We start from the raw sequence: 18,911 nt of genomic DNA, 5'->3' as shown, positions 1-18,911 counted from the left end.
ATGCTCAGCCAGGAAAAACTCATATTCGAGAAGAGTCGTAAGGGCCGTGTCGGAGTATCCCTTCCTCGGTGCGACGTTCCGGGAGATCCTTCTACCCTTTTGCCCGAGTCGTTTCGCCGGTCCGAGGCTCCTTCTCTTCCCGAGGTATCCGAGGTCGACGTAGTTCGCCATTTCACCAATCTCTCCCAGTTGAACTTCGGGGTGGACGAGGGATTCTATCCTTTGGGCTCATGTACGATGAAGTACAACCCGAAGCTAAACGAAAACGCGGCTAGGCTGTGCGGTTTTTCCAACATCCACCCACTTCAGGCGGAGAAGACCGTTCAGGGAGCTCTGAAGCTAATGTACGATCTGTCGACCATGTTATGCGAGATAACCGGTATGGCAGGCATGACCCTTCAGCCCGCGGCAGGAGCTCACGGAGAGCTCACAGGGGTTTTCCTGATAAAGGCCTATCATCGTAAAAACGGAGACGAGGGAAAGAGAACCAAGATAATAGTTCCCGACTCCGCCCATGGGACCAACCCCGCTACCGCTTCCGTCGCGGGATACGACGTGGTAGAGGTGGCATCCAACGATAGAGGCAACGTGGATATAGAGGCCCTCAAGGCAGTGGTGGGCGAGGATACCGCCGGCATAATGCTGACCAACCCGAACACCCTGGGCCTGTTTGAAAAGGATATCCTGGAGATCGCCGAGATCGTTCACGGTGCCGGTGGTCTGCTCTATTACGACGGAGCTAACGCCAATGCCATTTTGGGCAAGATAAGGCCGGGAGATATGGGATTCGACGTACTCCATCTAAATCTCCACAAGACCTTCAGCACCCCTCATGGAGGAGGAGGTCCCGGGTCTGGACCGGTCGGTGTCAGCCAGAGGCTTCTGCCGTTTCTGCCGACTCCAGTCGTGGTGGAGAAGGGCGACGGCTATTCCCTGGATTTCGATCTTTCGGATAGCATAGGAAAGGTCCGGTCTTTCTACGGTAATTTCGGGGTCCTGGTGCGGGCCTACGCCTACATAATGTCCATGGGAGCCGAAGGACTTTTGTTGGCCTCGGAGAACGCCGTCCTGAACGCCAACTACATAATGAAGAAGCTCGAAGGAGAGTTCGATATCCCCTTCTCGGACGTGCCCTGTAAGCACGAGTTCGTCATATCCGGCGAGAAACAGCATGATGAAAACGGCGTATCCACCCTTGATATGGCCAAGAGGCTGATAGATCACGGGGTACATCCACCGACGATATACTTTCCCCTCATCGTTCACGAGGCTATGATGGTCGAGCCCACCGAGACCGAGGGCAAAGAGACGCTGGATAGATTCGTCGACGCCATGATCGAGATAGCCAAGGAGGCCAAGGAGAAACCGGAGATCTTCCACGATGCCCCCTATACCACGGTGGTCTCCCGACTCGACGAGACTCGGGCGGCGAGGAAGCCGGTTCTCCGCTGGACCGAGGACAAAGGTTAAGGAGCGTTATATGATTTACGACCTCGTTATCCTGGGAGGAGGGCCCGGCGGCTACAGAGCTGCCGAGCTCGCCTCCCGAGAGGGATTCAAGACCGCGCTGGTGGAGAAGGACCGACTGGGGGGAACCTGTCTCAACAGAGGCTGTATCCCGACTAAATCCTACTATTCCGACGTGGTCGGAAAGCTTGGTTCCCTGGATGCCATGTGGGAGAAAAAGGAGAAGGTTGTGGATAAACTCCGAAAGGGAGTTTCCACCCTTATGAATCGCTCCTCCGTCGATGTGATAGAGGGAGAGGGGCGTATAACGGACGTGTCTCAAGATGTCAAAAGACTTTCCGTGACCACTGAAAAAGGCGAGGTCGTCCTGGAGTCCAAGAGGCTTTTGATCGCGGTGGGGGCTATGTCTCGGCCTCTGAGTTTTCCCGGAAGCGATCTTGAAGGGATCGTCGGAGGCGACTGGGCGGTCACGGACAGAGCCCTCTGGGATCCTTCCTTCGAGGACGGGGCCGAGTCGGTCGCCGTCGTAGGTGCCGGGGTCATTGCTGTCGAGCTTGCCTGCATATTGAAGGAGATGGGCAAGGAAGTGACCTTGCTCAAACACTCGGATCAGATCCTTCGACGCAGCGACGGCGAGATAAAGAAGAAGGTCAATCAACTGGTCAAAAAAAGGAAGATACCCACCGTGGATTTCTTTCGCATCGAAAAGGTCGCTCGGGAGGACGGCAGGCTGACCGTATTCGGAGAAGCCCAGGGTGAGTCGATGGAGATCGGCTGCGACAGGCTCATATTGGCGGCCAGCATGGTCCCGATCCTGAAGGGGTACGGCTTGGAGGAGAGTGGCATAGCTTTTTCCGATAAGGGTATCACTGTAGACGAATTCATGGAAACCTCGGTACCGGGAGTCTACGCCGTAGGCGACTGTACCGGCGGAGCGATGTTGGCTCACCTGGCGGAATATCAGGCTTTATCCGCGGTGGAGCACATGGCTGGCAGGGAATACAGGATAAACCCCGACGCAATTCCATCCTGTATCTTCTTCGACCCCGAGATAGCTTCAGTAGGGCTCACCGAGGAGGAGGCCATGGAGAGAGGTCTGGAGTTCGTGGTGGGCAGGGTGTTCTTCGTCGCCAACGGTATGGCTCTGGCCATGGATCGTTCCGACGGATTCGTAAAGGTTCTGGCCGATCGAGAAAGCGGCAGGATGTTGGGTGTCCACATAATAGGCCCCGAGGCGGCCACTCTGATATCAGAGGCGGCATTAGCGGTCGACAGAGGGTTGACCGTAAAAGAGGTGGCCTATACAGTTCACCCTCATCCTACCTTGAGCGAGTGTTTCAAGGACGCTCTCTTCAGAATACTCGAGGAGATTTGAGCCCCCCTACGAGGTTGGGTTATGTTCCTTTCGGTTATATCCGAAACAGATAGTGGGACGAACCCTTTTTAGGAGGTGAGGCACATGGATATGGGTATGGTTCAGAGCGTGTCTGGAATGAAGCAGGCGGAAACCGCCGTCAAGGTCGGTTTTGCCGTTCAGAAAAAGGCCATGGATCTTGCCGAGACCCAGGGGCAGATGCTCCAGGAGATGATGGCCTCCATGGGACTCGGAGGTAATCTGGATATCCAGGCCTAGTCCAAAGCATAGGGGTTTTGGAGGCTGAGCCTCCGAAATCCCTTATTTTTTAGAGATGCTCTCCGGTTGCTGAAGGTACTCCGCAAAGATCTCGGGCCGATCTGACTCCGTCGATCACGGCTCTCTCCATAACCCTGGCTGCGATCGCTCCCAGGGAGCTGATGTCCGACTGAACCTCGCCGGTTCCCATTGTGAATATGGTGTCTCCGTCGAAAAGGGTGTGGGCAGGTCTCATGGTTCTGGCGAATCCGTTCTGGGCCATGGACGCTACCTTTGTCGCCTGGGCTTTTGTCAGCTCGGCGTTCGTCAGTATAGCACCTATGGTGGTGTTGCAGGCGAAAAGGTTTTTCTTGTCTCCCAAGGAGTGGCTTAAAATATCCTCTGTGTTACCTGGTCCCGAGTCGGTCCTGCAAGCGGCCACGACTGTTCCGTCAGATGGATCGATCACGTCTCCGAGACAGTTTACCGCGACGATGGCGCCTATCTTCACGTCTCCTGTCTGGACGGCACAGGTTCCCAGACCGCCTTTAACGGCTCTTTCCATGCCGAGTATCTTTCCTACTGTGGCTCCCGTTCCGGCACCTACGTTTCCTCTCGGGCAGCTTCGGTTTGAGGCGTTAAGACAGGCTCTGTATCCCATCTCTCCGTCGGGGCGAGCTCTCCAATCTCCCACTGTCAGGTCGAACAGTACCGCTCCGCAGACTATGGGAACTTTGGTAACCCCTACGTCGAAACCGATGCCCTTTTCCTCAAGGTATCTCATGATGCCCGAGGCTCCGTCCAGTCCGAACGCGCTTCCACCCGCCAGCATCACGGCGTGTACCCTGTCTACCAGGTTGGTGGGGTTCAGCAGGTCGGTCTCCCTGGTTCCCGGGGCTCCGCCCCTGACGTCGACTCCTGCAGAGGCGCCTTCGGGACAGATGATCACGGTGAGTCCAGTGGCTCCCTGGATGTCCTGATCATGCCCTATGGCGAAGCCGTCTATTTCGTTTATCCTTATCTCCCGGTCCATCTCCTACCTCCGATCAGCCCTTTTAGCGCTGGCTATAAGAGGATGCTATCCTATCGAACAAGTTGAATCAATAGAAATATCGTAGGTCTTATCCTTGATAACATGTTGGAAAAAAAATAGAGGTCGGAAAAATCCGACCTCTCCAACTTTCATATGGCAGTCCCTAGGGGGTTCGAACCCCTGTTACCGGGCTGAGAACCCGGCGTCCTAGACCACTAGACGAAGGGACCGTGCTTGGACGAAAAGTATTTTATAACAGGTTCTCGCCTTTTGCAACGGTTATTTCTCTACCTCGAAGGTCAGGGTGGCTACCAGGATTACCTCGTCACAGATCGATTTGTCCTCGTTTTCTATGATGTGGGTGACCTCGCTGAACCAGTAACCGTCTTTTAGGGTCACGATGTCGATTCTTCCCTTGAGATCGCAGCGTCCTACGAAGGCCTTGTGCTCCTTGTTGCTGGAGAAACCGTCGAATGTCGCCTCCAGCTTGGCCAGTTTGAGGGGGTTGCCGTCGAGAAGAACCTGAACGGGGAAGGTCTCTCCGGCATGGACCTTCGCCGGATTCTTAAGAGGAACGATCTCGAGCCTGTGCCCGAGGGGCTTGGTTATAAGGCTCTCGTCCTGAGATCCGTTTGCGTTGAGGATGGTTTTTGCGTACATTATGGCTTCTTCGGCGTGAACCGCGTCGGGACGTTGTTTTCTGTTGGTCTGTGTCCAGGTTCCGTCGGGGCCTTTCGACCAGTAAGTGGGCTTATAGGTTCCAGCCACGATATAGCTGCCTTTGTCCAGCTTTTTCTCCACCGTATAGGAGAAGTTCTCTCCGGATTGAACCATGTCCACGTTACCTTCAGGGGTTACGAGATAGAGAGGGTTGAACAGATGAGTTCTCCCGTCCGGGATAGTCTCGGGATTAGGGAAGTCGTGGCCGTAGGCGATATCCGCTTTGATCGTGCTTCCCTCGGGGTCATGGGCGTTTACCCAGAAATCGTGAGCCTGAGCACCGGTCGCCGTCGTGGCGACGCAGATGGCAGCTACCATAAAAACGGAGTAGACCTTTTTCTTGTCGAAGCAGAACATTTTATATCCTCCCTATTTTAGTCTGTCAATTTTTGACGACATAAGCTTATTGATAATCAAAGCTCACCTCCCTTGTGGCTTAGTCGTTCCATTTAGTTCGATTAGACTAACTTAGGTAACACGGTTTGTCAAGGAGGTGCTTTAGTTATATTTCACCTCAAGAAGCAGGGACTCCGAATAAAATCGGAGTCCCTGCTTTATTGATGTTTTAAATTTTGTTTAGTTTAAGAGTGAGTTTTTCCAGGAGGTCCAGACCTATGGGCAGAGCCTTTTCGTCGAAATCGAATCGATCGTTATGATGTCCTGCGGCGGTGGTGGCTCCCAGTCCTATATACGTGGCCAGACCACCCTTGCTCTGCACTCGCTGCATCATCCAGCAGGCGTCGTCGCTTCCGGCCATTCTGCGGAATCTCTCGGCTGAGGAGACGTCGGGGACGCTTTTAGCCGCTTGGACCACCAGATCGGCCAGTTCCGGGTCGCTTTCAGCTACTATGGATTCTCCCCGTTTTGCCACGGAAATACCTACGTCGTACATTGAAGCTGCTCCGGAGAGGACTTGCATCGCTCTGTCGTAGACGTAGCTTGCTATTTCGTTGGTCTCTCCTCTGGTCTCTATCTTCATGTGGGCTTTGGGAGGAACTACGTTTCTTCCCTCTCCGGCGTTGAGGACCCCCACGTTGAGCCTGGTTACCCCTCCAGAGTGGGGGGCTATGGCGTGGAGGTTCAGAGCCGCTGTCGCTGCCGCGAGGAGTGCGTTTTTCCCCTTCTCGGGCTCTCCTCCGGCATGGGCCCCGGAGCCGGTGTAGTCCACGTCGAATTTGGTGGTGCAGAGGAACCCTCTTACCCCTCCGAAGATCGTTCCCGTCGGCTGGCCCAGTCCCAGATGGAGGGCCACGAATCGGTCCACGTCGTCAAGAAGTCCCGATTGGGTCATGGCGTACCCTCCTCGGACTCCTTCCTCTGCTGGCTGGAAGAGCAGCCGTATCTTGCCCGAAAGATTTCCTCTCTCGGCGGTCAGGGTTTCGGCCAAGGCCAGTCCGAGGGCTGTGTGTCCGTCGTGACCGCAGGCGTGCATCCATCCGGGGTTTTGGGATCGGAAGCCCTCCTGGACCGGGAGATGATCCGATGCGTGGGATTCGTCGGTGTCGACGCAGTCTATGTCGAATCTCAGGGCGGTGATGGGGCCAGGGCGCCCTGTATCCAGTTCTGCGCTCAGGCCGGTGTAGCCTCCGGTCCTCTTCACCATGGACGGGTCCGCCCCCTGAGATATCGCTCGTTTCATCTCGGCCTCGGGGTCTATGGTTCTTCCCATGACCGTTTCGGGGTCTACGAAGTCTCCTCCGAATTGGATTTCCCATCCGAGGGATTCCATAATAGTGGCGATGGCGGCGGTCGTCCTGAACTCGGCCCATCCCGTCTCCGGATAGCGATGGAAGTCTCTGCGCCTTTCGATCATACGGGAGAGGATCTCTTTTTTAGCCGTTGTCATTTTATATCCTCCAAAGGCGTCTCCAAGAGGTCAACGGCGCTTTGTACCAGATAGCTTACTCCCAAGGGGAAGCTCTTAGGGTCGGGCAGAAATTTATCGTTGTGCAGAGCAGGCATGTCTTCCGGAGAGACTCCCTCGGGGCGGCATCCGAGCCAGGCGAAGGTAGCTGGGACCTTCAGGGTGTAGAAGGCGAAGTCCTCGCCTCCGGGAGGAACCGGTAGAGGGGGTAGCACGCCGTTTTCGGGGAGGATTTTCTCCGCCGCGTTTCTGCATATCTCGACTATCTCAGGGTGATTCATGGTGGAGGGGTAGCCCTTTTGGTAGTCGATCTTCACCTCCGCTCCCATAGCCTGTGCCGCGTGGGTGGCGGTTCTCTCGATCCAACAAGGTAGCTTTTCGTGAATCTCCTGGCTGAAGCATCTCACCGTTCCGTCGTAGTCCACTCTGCTGGGCACGATGTTATAGCGGTCCCCTCCGTTGACAGTCCCCAGGGTTATGACAGCTGCCTCGTGGGGGCTTACGTTTCTGGACACTATTGTCTGTAATGCCATGACGACCGACGATCCTGCGACTATGGCGTCCACTCCCTGGTTTGGCATGGATCCGTGGCAGGATTTGCCTGTGACCGTAAGTTTGAGGTGATCGGACGATGCCGATACCGCTCCGGACTGTATTCCCATCGTGCCGGTCGCCAGGGTCGGCCATACGTGGATGCCTATTATTGCGTTGACCTTGGGGTTTTCGAGAGCTCCGTCCTCTATCATTCCCTGGGCCCCTCCTCGAGGAGTCATCTCCTCGGCGGGCTGGAACACGAATTTAACCGCTCCCGCCAGGTTTTCCTTCATTGAGCAGAGCACTTCCGCCGCGGTCAGGAGCATGGCAGTGTGGGAGTCGTGTCCGCAGGCGTGCATGACCCCCTGGTTTTCGGAGGCGAAGGGGACTCCCGTCTCTTCCTGAATGTTCAGTGCGTCCATGTCTGCCCTGAGAGCCACTACCGGTCCGGGACGATTCCCCTTGAGGAGAGCGGTGAGACCGTATCCCCCTACTCTTTTTTTGATCTCGTCCATAGGTAGTTTCTCGAGTACCTGGGCTACGTATGCCGCCGTTTTCTCCTCCTGGTAGCTGAGTTCAGGGTGACGATGTATGTGGCGGTAATGCTCCATACAGCGTTCTCTTGTGGCCTCGATCAGTTCCTTTATCCTATCTGTAGTCGATTTCATATGAGTTCCCTCCTTTGATCCTTGTCTTCGTCACTATATCACAGTATCGACGGGGGATTCCATACAAAAAGGGCCTCCTCAGGAGGCCCTTTTTGTCTTTTTTGGAGTGTTTACAGGTATCCGGCCTGTGCGAGTAGCTTTTTGGCCTTTTCCATGTGTTTGCCCGGCAGTTTGACCACCGGTCCGGTGCATCCCATGGACGATTCCGCATAGATCTTGTTTTTCCAGAGCTCTCTTACAGCGTCCTCTATGGAGAGGACGTCCACTCCGTGGATTTCCTCGTCGGTAGGCTCTGCCGGAGGTGCCACGATTTCCTCGGAGCATTCCGGCTTGGGAAGTACGCCCTTTATTATGTCCTCGAGTCCGGCCTTCTTCGCCGCAGCCACCTCGGAAGCGACCTTTTCCGAGTGGCCTCCCTTGGCGACCTCCCCGTTGTATGCCACCGCATTGGCTATGACGGGAGCTCCGGATGCCCTGGAGATGATGGATATTACCTTACTCCATCCCTCCCCTGCGGAGGGGCCGTAACCCCATCCGAGGGCTTCGTAGGATCCTCCGGTGTTGAAGGAGGAGAACATCTTCATCAGGACGTTGCCTGTGAGGGTGTCGCATACGCAGACATCTACCGCTCCGGCTAGTATGTCGTTGCCTCTGAGGACCGACCCTCCGTCGGCTCTTAGGCTCTCTCCGAAGGTGATGTCGTAGCCGTTTTCCTTGAGCTTGTTGAGGGCCTTGAATACCAGCTGGGCTCCCTCTACGTTCAGTATCCCCACCGTCGGGTTGGCTTTGCCCACCGCCTTGGCCGTGGCTATGCCGTAGATGGCGTTTCTTATCATGGCCTCGACCCTGTTTATGGCGGATGTGCCGGTGGAGGAGGCTACTATCATGTCCTTGCCCTTCGCCGGGGTCAGCACCCTTCCGATGGTGGTAACTCCCATGGGGAAGGGGTAGTGGAGCGCCACCGCTCCCGCTATGGTTCCGTCAGATATGGCGGTTTCCATTGCCTTGGCGATGTCGGCGTCGCAGGGATCGGTCTCGATCCACTGAAGATCTTCGTATCCCTCGACCTTGGGGCCTATCATGACCACCTGAACGCCCTGGTTGTTCTGTTGAGCCAGCCTTCCGCCTATGGCGAGCTCCTCCGGGCCGTGCTCGCTTCCGTGAGCCATCAGTCCAACTTTTACCCTAGGACCACCGGTGCGGGCCGCCTCGACTATTTCCGAAAGGGCTCCGCCGATCAGTTTTTTAACGTCAGACATAGGTTATACCCCTTCCTGTTTACTTCGTCAGGGAATCGGAGATCTCGGAGAGGGCCTCCAGAAGTATGTTCTTGACGTCGTCCTTGCTCACCGCCGCCACGGAATCGGCAGAGGCGGGCGTCTCGATCAGGAAGGACGCTCCGTCGGCCAGGTTGGTCAGTCTGGCGAGGAAAAGACTTCCTTTTCCTATTATCATGGCCCTCTTTATCTTCCCGTCCTTTATCCATTCGGCTGCCTGGCCTATGAAGGGTGCACCGGCAGGGATGTGTCCCTGTGTGTGGGCGAATCCGGGAAGCCCCTTCTCCTTGACGAAGTTCATCATGTCGGCCTTTTCTATGGACTTCTTCATCACGGCAAGAGCAGCGATCATCTTTATGTTTGCCATAGGAACGTCTCCCGCTCCGGCAGGAAGGGTTATCTCCGGTATGTGAAGCTCAGCCCCGAACTTATCGACGTCGGCCAGGTCGAGACCGACCTTCTGGAGTGGCTCCCAGGTAAGAGCCTGGGTTACGGCCTGAGGAGAGGCTCCGGCTCCGACTGTGTGCTTGCCTATGGCGTCTAGACGCATCTCCGGGCTGACTCCGTCGCAGGGGGTGATCAAAACGGCAAAGCTTCCGAGACAGTCCTCCAGGGCGGGGAGTTCCTTCTTAACGTGGTCCTTGCTGTTCATGTATAGCTTGGGAACCGCTCCTCCTGCGAGGACGACAACGTTGGAGCGAGCCTCCGCGGCGACCTGGGACGCTCCTGCTATCATGGCGTTGACCGGTCCGGCACAGAATCCTCTGACGTCGCATCCGCTGGCGTTTTTACAGCCCACTATCTCGGCTATTGCCTTGGCGAAGTTTCCTCCGGCCCTCTGACACATGTCTCCGGCTCCCTCCTCGGAGCACTCTATGACGAAGTCTACGTCCTCGGCCTTCATCCCTGTGTTCTGCAGGAGGTGTAGGAGAGATAGTACCGCGCTGGCTTTGCTGGCGATGTTCTCCAAAAGGACGTGGGCGCTGAGGTTCTCGTCGACCTCGTGTCCCCTTCTGACGCAGCCAACGACCTTACCGTCGAAATAGAGGGGAAGGGCACCGTGTTTTTCGTCGCAGTCGGCCTCTATCTCCGCTCCGTCTCTGCCTTCCTCCAGACGGGCCAGCATGGATTCGGTCATGAACTTGTGGCTGGAGAGTTTTTTCTTCACCGATGCGGCGAAGTCTTTCTCAAGCCATACGAGGTCGAATACGTCGCATATATCCATGAGTCCGATGAACTCGTCCTCGGGCATTATCTCTCCGAACTTTCCGTAGCGGTCGGCGCCGGAAAGGCGGTTTTCGTACATGGGCTTGGCCTGATTTTCCAGGTCCTCGAGGGGAAGTGTGCCTATATAGGCCATGTTGGGGGCGTAGTCCTTGGCCTCCTCAAAACTCTGAGCGTGCTCAGGGAGCTTCTTGAGGTACTCGGACTCGCCGTGAGAATGGCGCTCGACGTAGGGAGTGTTGCCGTAGTGGAGTCCCAGCTCAGGGGTATGCTGGAGACAGTAAGCTGATCCTTTGATTGCGACACGTGACATGACAGAAAACGACCTCCTTGAAGATATCTCTAATCTCACGACGAGAGGGGTCGGATCTCCCTACCCCTCTCGTCTTTCGCGCTACCATTATAGTATAGACCGTCAAAAAATGGTGATCGATTTCATAACTTAAAGTCTCCGAACCGGAGACATCTGTGCTTTAGCCTCAGGTAGCGCAGGAATGGGCGGTCGGAAGTTTGAATGCCTTCCAGCCCTTCTCGATTCCGCCCTCAAGATAGGAAGCGTCGAAGCCCTTTCCCTTGAGCTCTTCTGCAATGGTCTTGGAGGTCTCACCGTCTCCGCATACGACCAGGATCTTCTCCTCCTTGGGAAGGTCGTCGGAGCACTCGATCACCTCGTCGGACGGTATGTTGAATGCGTTCTTTATGTGAGCGTCTGCGTATTGTTCAGCCTCTCTGACGTCAACTATGAACGTGCCTTCCTGTTTCATCAGTTTGCAAAATTCCTTGGTGTTGATTGCCGTCATGTCTAAAACCTCCTGTCAGATCTCTTCGGAGAGTATTCCCTCCGGTGTAGCGACACGGCAAGATTCTACACCAAAATGGAATGGGAAGCACCCTCTTCATTCAAAGGGGGAGAGCGATTCAGCTCTCCCCCTTTGAATGAGTTTTTTAAAGTCGTCCCTCGGCTTCTTCTTTCAGAAGGCTCTTATAGAGGCAGTAGCAGGCCAGCACCATGATGATGGCGAAAGGTGGAGCTGCAGCCAAGGATATGGTCTGAAGGTTCTGAAGTCCTCCGGTCATCAGGAGCACGATCGCGAGAGCGGCCATAAGCACTCCCCATATGGCCATCTTGTTCTTCGGAGGGTTCAGGTCTCCGTGGGTAGAGTACATGGACAGGACGAAGGTACCCGAGTTTGCGGAGGTCACGAAGAAGGTCGTTATGAGCACTACCATGAGTATAGACATGGCTGTTCCGAGGGGGTAGTTGGCGTACATCTCGAATACTCCGGTGGACATATCGGCCAGTATCTTCTGGGAGATCTGGACGTTTTTAGTTATCTCCAGATCCAGAGCGGAGGTCCCGAATATGGCGAACCATGTGAAGCTTCCGAGGGCAGGGACAATGAGAACTCCGGCTACGAATTCCCGAATCGTACGACCTCTGGATATTCTTGCCACGAAGGATCCCACGAAGGGAGCCCAGGCGATCCACCAGGCCCAGTAGTACAGGGTCCAGCTGCTCAAAAATCCTTTGTACTCTCCGCCGTAGGGTGCCATGGTGAAGCTCTCGGATACGACGTTGGAGAGGTAATCTCCAACTCCTGTCATGAGCGACTCTATTATGGGAAGAGTCGGTCCCACCAGGAACAGGGAAAGCATCAATATGCCGCATATGAGCAGATTGAAATCGGCCACTTTCTTTATGCCTTTTTCGATCCCCATCACAGCCGAGCCGGTGTAGAGTACAGCCAGAATGGCTATTATGGCTATCTGTACCATCAGGCTTTTGGGGATCCCGAATACCTGGCTGAGGCCGCTGTTAAGCTGGAGGGTTCCCAACCCAAGAGACGTGGTTATCCCCGCCAGGGTGGCGAAGATCGCCAGGACGTCTACTGTCTTGCCGAAGGGACCTCTTATTCCTTTTTCGCCTACCAGAGGCAGGAATATGCTGCTGATGAGTCCGGGCGAGTTCTTGCGAAACTGGAAGAATGCCAGCGAAAGGGCTATGACCGAATATCCCGCCCAGGGGTGTAGCCCCCAGTGAAAGAAGGATATCCTTATGGCGTCTCTGGCGGCCTGGACCGATCCGGCCTCGGCCCCGAAAGGAACCGATCCGAAGTGGTATATAGGTTCCGCTGCTCCGTAGAAAACCAGCCCGACTCCCATACCGGCGGAGAAAAGCATGGCAAACCACGACATGGTCTTGAACTCCGGTCTAGAGTCGTCCGGACCGAGTCTCACTTTTCCGAACCGACTGGTGGCTATGAAGATGCAGAACAGGACGAACAGGTTCATCGAAAGCAGATAACCCCATCCGAACTTATCGGTTAGGACGTTGAAAAGCCCTCCTGCAAAGGCTCCGAAGCTATCGGGGGAGAACAGGCCCCAAAGAACGACTCCCATGGTTATACCCATAGATATGACGAATACAGAGTTGTCTTTTTTTGCACTCATTCTCTCTACTCCTTCCGTTTTTTGTCAAAAATCCCCTCGCGACACGGAGCGAGGCAAAAGGGAGAGGGATAAGGCTCCTCCCTCTCCCGGAAGGGGGGCTTCGTCAGAGTTTAGTCGGGTAGACCTTGGGTTCCTGTATCTCGTCGGTGAGAGAGTCCAGAGCGATGGCGACCCTGTGTTTCCTCAGGGCCCATTCGTCCTCGGGGCTCATCTCCGGGTCCCCGAGGGGGTAGGGGACCGACACTGTCTGTACCATTCTGTTGGATCCCACGGTCTTGGCCACGTCGATGAGGTTACACATGACTACGACCGGGATTCCGGAGCGCTCTATCTCTTTTCCCATCGTTGCACCGCAACGAGTGCAGGTGCCTCAGGTGGATGTAAGTACCACCGCGTCGACCCCGGCATCCTTAAGCTCCTGGGCGATCTCCTTACCGAACTTGGCGGCGTAGGCCTGGGTTGTTCCCGTTCCTACCGTCACGTAGTAGTGGTCGAACAGCTTGCCGAATTTGCCCTCGTTCTCCCAGTGTCTCATGGCGTCGACCGGGACACCACGGTCGGGGACGGCACACATGGCGGCGGGATCGAATCCAGCGTGGATGGTCTTGAACACCCCTTCGGGAAGTTTATCCAGCTTGGATATGTCGTATTTTCCCCACTTGGTGGCGGATGCCGACTGTATCCGATCGGGGTTCTCCACCGGAACGACTCCGCTGGAGGACACCAGGGCGATGGTCGCCTTACTCAGGTCCTTGAGAGGCGCTGCCGGAGGAATCTTGTCCATCTTGGGGATGACCAGCTCGCTGGTGAAGCTTTCCCCTCTGAGTTTCTTTATGAGCATGTCCACCACGCGGTCCGAGGCCAACCTGCCCTCCGGATGGGGCATCTCGAAACGGACTCCTCTGGGGAAGTAGCCTTCCTCCGAGGCGGGATTGAGAGGCTCTCCTTTGGCTATCTTCTCAGCGAAGGTCGCCATCTTCTCCATGTCTTCCTTCATGAAGGTGGCCTTCCTGCCGCCCTGGAATACGTAGGCCTCAGACTTGAACTGCTCTACCCCGGGGTTCTCCTCGTTCATGGAGGTTATGACCGGTACGTCGAATTTCTCCTTGACGGCCTTGCATACTAGACCGCAGCCTACTCCATATCTTCCTGCCATGAAGGCTGGTCCGGCGAAGAATATGTCGAACTCCTGTTTTTCGAGCCACGACATGATCTCCCCGAGGGCCTCGTCGGTGTGACCTGTCACGTAGTTGTCGCCGCAGACGACCGTATGGGTTACCTCTACGTCTGGCATCATCTGGTTCAGCATGTTGGAGCATCCTACCAGCTCGGAATGGAAGCTGGGTTTGGAGTCGGCGGCTTCCTCGCCTCCGACCTGACCGAAAAACTGGTTTATATAGTGAATTGCTTTCAGCGCCATCTTCTTCACCCCTTAAAATTCAGCGCAGGTTTTTCTGGAAAAGCCGCTGATATGGTTGCAGCAGAACATACCGTTGTTCTCCATGGTGGCCGAGCCGTCGGGTTTTACACAGCCTTCCCAGCCTCCGGAGTTTCCGTCTCTGGCAAGAGCCTCGAGCTCGCCTATGACCTCCATGGGCTCGAGCTCGTAGACCTGGGAGACGTTTCCGGTGGAGACCAAAGCGTCGGTCATGGGATTCATGGACACCAAAGGCTGAGATCCACCGTCTCTGCCTGTGGCCTCGTCGGAGATGCCGACGGTTTTGACCCCTATCTTCTCCAGTTCGACCAAGGCGGCGGTGTAGTCCACGTCGGGGTTGCCGTAGCCTTCCTCGGCTACTATGGCTCCGGTGGCTCCCAGGTTGTGGGCCATCTGAGCGATCATCTTGGCGCAACGGTCCTTCTCGTTCATCTTGACGTTGAGGTTCGCCATTATGACTCCGAGGAAGTTGATCGTCTTGCCGTGTTCGGCCATAAGCCTCTTGACCACAGGGTTTACCCCGAATTCATAGGTGGAGATCTTGGAGGAAGAGGGCATGAAACTGCCGGATATCATACAGCCGTCCAGAAGCTCGTTGGGATGCATGAATGTGGGCAGCATGTGGTTGCCGTCCCAGCCGTAGATGAGGGTGTTGTAGCCCATGGCCTCCATCTGGGTCTGGGGCTGAAGAACGTAGACGACTCCGGGAAGGGCGTTGACCTCGGCGGTTCTGTCCGTCACGGCCGGAAGTTCGAACACCTCGATGTCCTCGGGGTCCTTCTCCTTGACGCACTGGCCTATGTACTCGGCAAGCTTCATCCCACCCCATCGGAGAGCCTTGTTCTTCTTCTGCTGCTCGAATCTCTCGAAGTCCTCGTTGGTGTCCGCTACTAAGACGAGGTTGACCATGTCTCCGAAGATGGTCTGATCCTGGTATTTCCCCCCCATGTCGATAACGCCGTCCTGGAACCCGCCCATGTGTTCTCCGACGACTATGAGACTGCATCCCTTTAGGGCGTGGGTCCTGCCGTGGCCTGCCTGGCCCATGGGAGATGTGACCCCGGGGAATATGCCCTGGCTCTTCCCGGAGACCTTGCATCTCATCTCGATGGCCTCCTTGACGGGGCAGAGCCTAACCATCTCTCCGGGTTTAACTATCCTGAGATCCGCGGTGGTGATCCCCGGTTCCTCCTCCTTCACGTAGCTCAACAGCTCCTCCTTGTCGACGGTGAGAACTCCGTCGGCGTAGGAGGTGCGGTCTCCGAAGACGATGTCTTTCACGTGGAAATTACCCATCTCAAGTCTCATTGACGTGACTCTCCTTTTCCTCGGTCTTCTGCAGGATCTCTACGATGTCTTTCCTGTCAGAGCCTTCTCAAACCACTTTAGAGCGGTTCATTATAGCTACCAAAAGTTATGTCTTTAACTATCGTAACGTCGTTACGGTTATAATTATGATCTAGATTTCACCTCTGGGCTATAGAGGTATCCGTGAATCACAAGTAACGAAAAACGTGAGCCCCCGATCACGTTTTTCGTGGTCAGGGGCTCGTTTAGCGGTTATCCTAGGTCTATGAGGCCTTCTCTTATGGCGAATCGGATCAGTTCAGCTATGTTTCCGCAGTCCAGTTTTTCCATTATCCTTCTCCTATGTGTGTCCACTGTGTTCTTACTGATGTGGAGGGAGGAGGCCACCTCCTTGGTGCTGGAGCCCTTCGCCAGTAACGCCAGAACCTCTCTTTCCCTATCGGACAGTAGAGAGGCCCGTGACGGAACCGCCGTGTCCAGCAACTTGAGGTAGTCTTTTATCAGTATGGAAGCTATCTTCGGGCTCAGGTAGGTCTCGCCGGAGGACACTATGTGTATGGCCCTTATCAGTTCCTCCGAGCTGCCCTCCTTGAGGGCGTATCCCGATGCTCCCGCCTTCAGTATCTCCGCTATGAGTCTTTTGTCGGCGTGCATTGAGAGGGCCAGTATCTTGACGTCCCCCAAGGAGGACTTTATCCTCCTTGAGGCCTCTATGCCGTTCATCTTCGGCATGGTGACGTCCATGACTACCACGTCGGGATGGTGCTGTAGCGTGAGCTCCAAGGCCTCCTGTCCCGTCCTGGCCAGAGCCAGCACGTCCAGGTCGTCCTCTCTGGAGAGTATGTCCCTGACACCCTCCAGAAACAGCTCGTGATCGTCAGCTATTATGAGCGGTATCAAGGGGTTCGCCTCTCTCTCCGTGAGACGGCATGTTCAGAGGTGCCGTCATAGCTACAGTGGCTCCTTTGCCTGGTTCGGAGATTATCTGTATCGATCCCCCTATGGGGTGAAGCCTCTCTCTGATGCTGAAGAGCCCGAACCCATCCAGCTTTCCCCATTTGAAGGTGAAGGGAGAGGGAAAACCTACGCCGTCGTCCTCTACGACGACCTGTATCTTTCCCGGGCCTCTGTGGACTCTTATCGATACGTGGGATGCCCTGGCGTGTTTGATGACGTTGATGAGCAGTTCCCTGGTCATCTGATAGAGGAGGACGCATATCCTGTCGTCCGCCTGGTGTACGAGGTTTCCTCCCTGAAAGTCATACTGGATCCCCCGAGGAATCAATAGATGTTCTGCCAGGGATTCCAGGGCCGGGTTAAGGCCGATATCGTATAGGGTAGGGGGGCTCACCTGGAATATCAGTTCCCTGCTCTGGGCTATGACAGTCTCCACCGATTCTATTGCGTTGTCGAGCTCCTCTTTGGAGCAGCCTCTTTCTCTGAGAGATTGCAGTTTATGGAGTAGAGTTACCAGAGAGTGTCCTATGGAATCGTGTATCTGTCCGGCTATGGATCTTCTCGTCTTTTCCTCCGACAGGGTCAGTTGAGCTGCCAATTCACGGAGCTCCTCCCTGTAATCCAGGAGTTCTTTTTGTTTTTCCCTCAGTTTTTCGTCCGATTTTTTCCATCTCGTACGGTCCAGGAATATTACCGATACCCGATCCGGCAGAATCGGAAAGGCTATGGCTTCCAGGTACTTGCCTATGGAGGCGCAGTAGCTTTCGCAGTGCACAGACCCCTTCGTCTCCAGGCATTTCATTATGATGTCGTGCCAGCAAGGCTCCACGTCGGGCCATACCTCCAGGAAAGTCCTTCCGACGATGTCCTCTTTCGGTATGCCCATTATCTCTTCGTAGGCCGGATTTACATCGATGAATCGAACCTTTCCCGCCTCCACCTCGTAGAGGGAGATCGGGTCGAAGGTTCTCTCGAAAAATATCCTGTAGGATAGCTCATCCAGCCCTTTTTCCTGTCTTTTCATGCAGGTCTACATCCCCTTCCAGTATAATCATACGGGATTCTTCTCGATGTTACCATCCGAAAAGCCGCAGCAATAGATACACAGCTTAGGAGGGACTTGGATTATGGGTGTTAGTTTGGTATGTACCGGATGTGGCGAGCAGGTCGACGACGAAAAAGCGCTTCGTTGTCCCGGTTGCGACGGTCCACTGGAGCTGCCGGAGGTCGTCGGTGGTAGGCCGGGTCCTAGGGTTGCCGGCGAGACCCTGATAGAACGATACAAGGACTTTTTTCCTTTCGCAAACGGAAGAGCCGATCTATCCTTGGGAGAGGGGTTCACCCCTTTGGTAAAGCTTGACGGACTTGGAAAAAGACTGGGACTTTCCTCATTGTGGGGCAAAAACGAGGGGGCGAATCCGACCTGGTCCTTCAAGGACAGGGGAACCCTTGCAGGGGTCATACACGCTTTGGAGTCGGGGTACAGCAGGATAGGCACGGTCTCCACCGGTAATATGGCCGCTTCCGTGGCGGCATACGGAGCCAAGGCCGGACTTGAGACGGTCATCCTGGTCGGAAGAGGGCTTCCAAGGGAAAAGTTGGGGCCGATCGCCATGTACGGTGCCAGGCTTATAAAGGTGGACGGAGACTATGGCAGGCTCTATTACGAAAGTCTCTGGCTCGCCAAGGACAGGGATATAGCCTTCATAAACTCGGATGCCCCGTTCAGGGTGGCCGGATCTAGGACCATCGCCTACGAGATATGCGAACAGTTGAACTTTACCGTGCCCGACTGGGTGTTGATACCGGTTAGCGCAGGAGGAAACTTCAGAGGAATAGCCAGGGGGTTCAGGGAGTTTTTTCTGTCAGGTCTGATAGACAAGGTGCCTAGGCTTATGGCGGTTCAGGCCGACGGCTGTTCTCCGGTCGTAAGGGCCTTCGAGGAGGGAAGTCCAAAGGTGGGCAGGTTTGACTCTCCCCACACCGTGGCCCATGCCATAGAGAATCCCTTTCCTCCCAGCGGTAACGAGGTCCTTCGCCTCGTCAGAGAGAATGGATGGAGCTGCCGGGCGGTTTCGGAGGATTCCATACTGGAGGCCCAGAGGGAGCTGGCGATGGAGGGGTTGTTCGTTCAGCCTGCCTCGGCGGTCTCCCTAGCTGCCTTGAAGGATGCTGTCAGAGACGGCCTGGTCGAGTCAGGCCAGTCCGCGGTTCTCGTGTTGACCGGGAGCGGCCTCAAATACACGGCGGTGTTCGGACAGCACGATCTGACCTGGGAGGAAAGCACCCTGGTAAGTTTGGGAGACGCTTTGGACCGACGATAACACGATCGGCGAGGACGGAAATGACGCATCCCTC

At 55.4% G+C, this 18,911-nt stretch carries 16 protein-coding genes and 1 tRNA gene; 4 read left to right on the top strand and 13 right to left on the bottom strand.

Translation table 11 applies throughout. The annotated features are described in order from the left end of the window. From gcvPB to DPEP_RS12950, 3 genes are all read left to right on the top strand, one after another. Window positions 1–1,470: an aminomethyl-transferring glycine dehydrogenase subunit GcvPB gene (gene gcvPB, locus DPEP_RS00550; protein WP_005658656.1), complete on the top strand. Its 1,470-nt coding sequence runs from the start codon at window positions 1–3 to the stop codon at window positions 1,468–1,470. A gap of 10 nt (window positions 1,471–1,480) precedes the next feature. Next, window positions 1,481–2,842: a dihydrolipoyl dehydrogenase family protein gene (locus tag DPEP_RS00545; protein WP_005658652.1), complete on the top strand. Its 1,362-nt coding sequence runs from the start codon at window positions 1,481–1,483 to the stop codon at window positions 2,840–2,842. A gap of 84 nt (window positions 2,843–2,926) precedes the next feature. Beyond that, window positions 2,927–3,100 carry a putative motility protein gene (locus DPEP_RS12950; RefSeq protein WP_005658650.1) on the top strand — a complete coding sequence of 58 codons (174 nt, stop codon included), beginning with the start codon at window positions 2,927–2,929 and terminating at the stop codon, window positions 3,098–3,100. A gap of 49 nt (window positions 3,101–3,149) precedes the next feature. Here the strand turns inward: DPEP_RS12950 and DPEP_RS00540 are convergent, their stop codons facing one another. The 13 genes from DPEP_RS00540 to DPEP_RS00475 form a co-directional block, all read right to left on the bottom strand. Further along, the gene (locus DPEP_RS00540) at window positions 3,150–4,112 is read right to left on the bottom strand and encodes a P1 family peptidase (RefSeq protein ID WP_005658649.1); all 963 of its coding nucleotides are present in this window, start codon (window positions 4,110–4,112) and stop codon (window positions 3,150–3,152) included. A 154-nt stretch (window positions 4,113–4,266) separates the two neighbouring features. Beyond that, a tRNA-Glu gene (locus DPEP_RS00535) sits at window positions 4,267–4,342 on the bottom strand. Window positions 4,343–4,391: 49 nt separating this feature from the next. Continuing rightward, window positions 4,392–5,189 (bottom strand): DUF4198 domain-containing protein, encoded by a 798-nt coding sequence (locus DPEP_RS00530; RefSeq protein ID WP_005658647.1) that lies wholly within the window; start codon window positions 5,187–5,189, stop codon window positions 4,392–4,394. A 208-nt stretch (window positions 5,190–5,397) separates the two neighbouring features. Beyond that, window positions 5,398–6,678 (bottom strand): amidohydrolase, encoded by a 1,281-nt coding sequence (locus DPEP_RS00525; protein ID WP_005658645.1) that lies wholly within the window; start codon window positions 6,676–6,678, stop codon window positions 5,398–5,400. Continuing rightward, entirely contained in the window at window positions 6,675–7,898 is a 1,224-nt protein-coding gene (locus DPEP_RS00520) for a M20 metallopeptidase family protein (protein ID WP_005658643.1), read from the bottom strand. Before DPEP_RS00520 ends, DPEP_RS00525 begins: the two co-directional genes overlap by 4 nt. Window positions 7,899–8,008: 110 nt before the next feature. Next, window positions 8,009–9,157, bottom strand: coding sequence for a glycine/sarcosine/betaine reductase complex component C subunit alpha (grdD, locus tag DPEP_RS00515; RefSeq protein ID WP_005658641.1), 1,149 nt, complete (start codon window positions 9,155–9,157; stop codon window positions 8,009–8,011). Between the two features lie 19 nt (window positions 9,158–9,176). Beyond that, on the bottom strand, window positions 9,177–10,712 hold the full coding sequence (gene grdC / locus DPEP_RS00510; protein ID WP_005658639.1) for a glycine/sarcosine/betaine reductase complex component C subunit beta: 1,536 nt from the start codon (window positions 10,710–10,712) through the stop codon (window positions 9,177–9,179). 166 nt (window positions 10,713–10,878) lie between these two features. Beyond that, window positions 10,879–11,199, bottom strand: coding sequence for a rhodanese-like domain-containing protein (locus tag DPEP_RS00505; RefSeq protein ID WP_005658637.1), 321 nt, complete (start codon window positions 11,197–11,199; stop codon window positions 10,879–10,881). Window positions 11,200–11,344: 145 nt separating this feature from the next. After that, entirely contained in the window at window positions 11,345–12,850 is a 1,506-nt protein-coding gene (locus tag DPEP_RS00500) for a BCCT family transporter (RefSeq protein ID WP_005658634.1), read from the bottom strand. A gap of 103 nt (window positions 12,851–12,953) precedes the next feature. After that, window positions 12,954–14,264, bottom strand: a complete 1,311-nt coding sequence (locus tag DPEP_RS00490; RefSeq protein ID WP_476696061.1) for a glycine/betaine/sarcosine/D-proline family reductase selenoprotein B — start codon at window positions 14,262–14,264, stop codon at window positions 12,954–12,956. A gap of 18 nt (window positions 14,265–14,282) precedes the next feature. Further along, window positions 14,283–15,596, bottom strand: coding sequence for a glycine/sarcosine/betaine reductase component B subunit (locus DPEP_RS00485; RefSeq protein ID WP_005658628.1), 1,314 nt, complete (start codon window positions 15,594–15,596; stop codon window positions 14,283–14,285). Between the two features lie 252 nt (window positions 15,597–15,848). Further along, window positions 15,849–16,496 (bottom strand): response regulator, encoded by a 648-nt coding sequence (locus DPEP_RS00480; protein ID WP_005658627.1) that lies wholly within the window; start codon window positions 16,494–16,496, stop codon window positions 15,849–15,851. Next, the gene (locus DPEP_RS00475) at window positions 16,474–17,577 is read right to left on the bottom strand and encodes a sensor histidine kinase (protein ID WP_005658625.1); all 1,104 of its coding nucleotides are present in this window, start codon (window positions 17,575–17,577) and stop codon (window positions 16,474–16,476) included. The genes DPEP_RS00480 and DPEP_RS00475 overlap by 23 nt, the downstream gene beginning before the upstream one ends. A 103-nt stretch (window positions 17,578–17,680) precedes the next feature. On the opposite strand from DPEP_RS00475, the gene thrC reads away from it, so the two are divergent. Then, window positions 17,681–18,877: a threonine synthase gene (gene thrC / locus DPEP_RS00470; protein WP_005658623.1), complete on the top strand. Its 1,197-nt coding sequence runs from the start codon at window positions 17,681–17,683 to the stop codon at window positions 18,875–18,877. Window positions 18,878–18,911 lie beyond the last annotated feature (34 nt).

Source organism: Dethiosulfovibrio peptidovorans DSM 11002 (genome assembly GCF_000172975.1).
GTDB lineage: Bacteria > Synergistota > Synergistia > Synergistales > Dethiosulfovibrionaceae > Dethiosulfovibrio > Dethiosulfovibrio peptidovorans.
Note: the sequence above shows the minus strand (reverse complement) of the source record. Positions and strands in the feature narration are given on the sequence as shown.

What these genes read in the sequence shown, in the direction of transcription:
- gcvPB (WP_005658656.1), top strand. Translation starts at nt 1, where the DNA reads ATGCTCAGCCAGGAAAAACTCATATTCGAGAAGAGTCGTAAGGGCCGT.
- DPEP_RS00545 (WP_005658652.1), top strand. Translation starts at nt 1,481, where the DNA reads ATGATTTACGACCTCGTTATCCTGGGAGGAGGGCCCGGCGGCTACAGA.
- DPEP_RS12950 (WP_005658650.1), top strand. Translation starts at nt 2,927, where the DNA reads ATGGATATGGGTATGGTTCAGAGCGTGTCTGGAATGAAGCAGGCGGAA.
- DPEP_RS00540 (WP_005658649.1), bottom strand. Translation starts at nt 4,112, where the DNA reads ATGGACCGGGAGATAAGGATAAACGAAATAGACGGCTTCGCCATAGGG.
- DPEP_RS00530 (WP_005658647.1), bottom strand. Translation starts at nt 5,189, where the DNA reads ATGTTCTGCTTCGACAAGAAAAAGGTCTACTCCGTTTTTATGGTAGCT.
- DPEP_RS00525 (WP_005658645.1), bottom strand. Translation starts at nt 6,678, where the DNA reads ATGACAACGGCTAAAAAAGAGATCCTCTCCCGTATGATCGAAAGGCGC.
- DPEP_RS00520 (WP_005658643.1), bottom strand. Translation starts at nt 7,898, where the DNA reads ATGAAATCGACTACAGATAGGATAAAGGAACTGATCGAGGCCACAAGA.
- grdD (WP_005658641.1), bottom strand. Translation starts at nt 9,157, where the DNA reads ATGTCTGACGTTAAAAAACTGATCGGCGGAGCCCTTTCGGAAATAGTC.
- grdC (WP_005658639.1), bottom strand. Translation starts at nt 10,712, where the DNA reads ATGTCACGTGTCGCAATCAAAGGATCAGCTTACTGTCTCCAGCATACC.
- DPEP_RS00505 (WP_005658637.1), bottom strand. Translation starts at nt 11,199, where the DNA reads ATGACGGCAATCAACACCAAGGAATTTTGCAAACTGATGAAACAGGAA.
- DPEP_RS00500 (WP_005658634.1), bottom strand. Translation starts at nt 12,850, where the DNA reads ATGAGTGCAAAAAAAGACAACTCTGTATTCGTCATATCTATGGGTATA.
- DPEP_RS00485 (WP_005658628.1), bottom strand. Translation starts at nt 15,596, where the DNA reads ATGAGACTTGAGATGGGTAATTTCCACGTGAAAGACATCGTCTTCGGA.
- DPEP_RS00475 (WP_005658625.1), bottom strand. Translation starts at nt 17,577, where the DNA reads ATGAAAAGACAGGAAAAAGGGCTGGATGAGCTATCCTACAGGATATTT.
- thrC (WP_005658623.1), top strand. Translation starts at nt 17,681, where the DNA reads ATGGGTGTTAGTTTGGTATGTACCGGATGTGGCGAGCAGGTCGACGAC.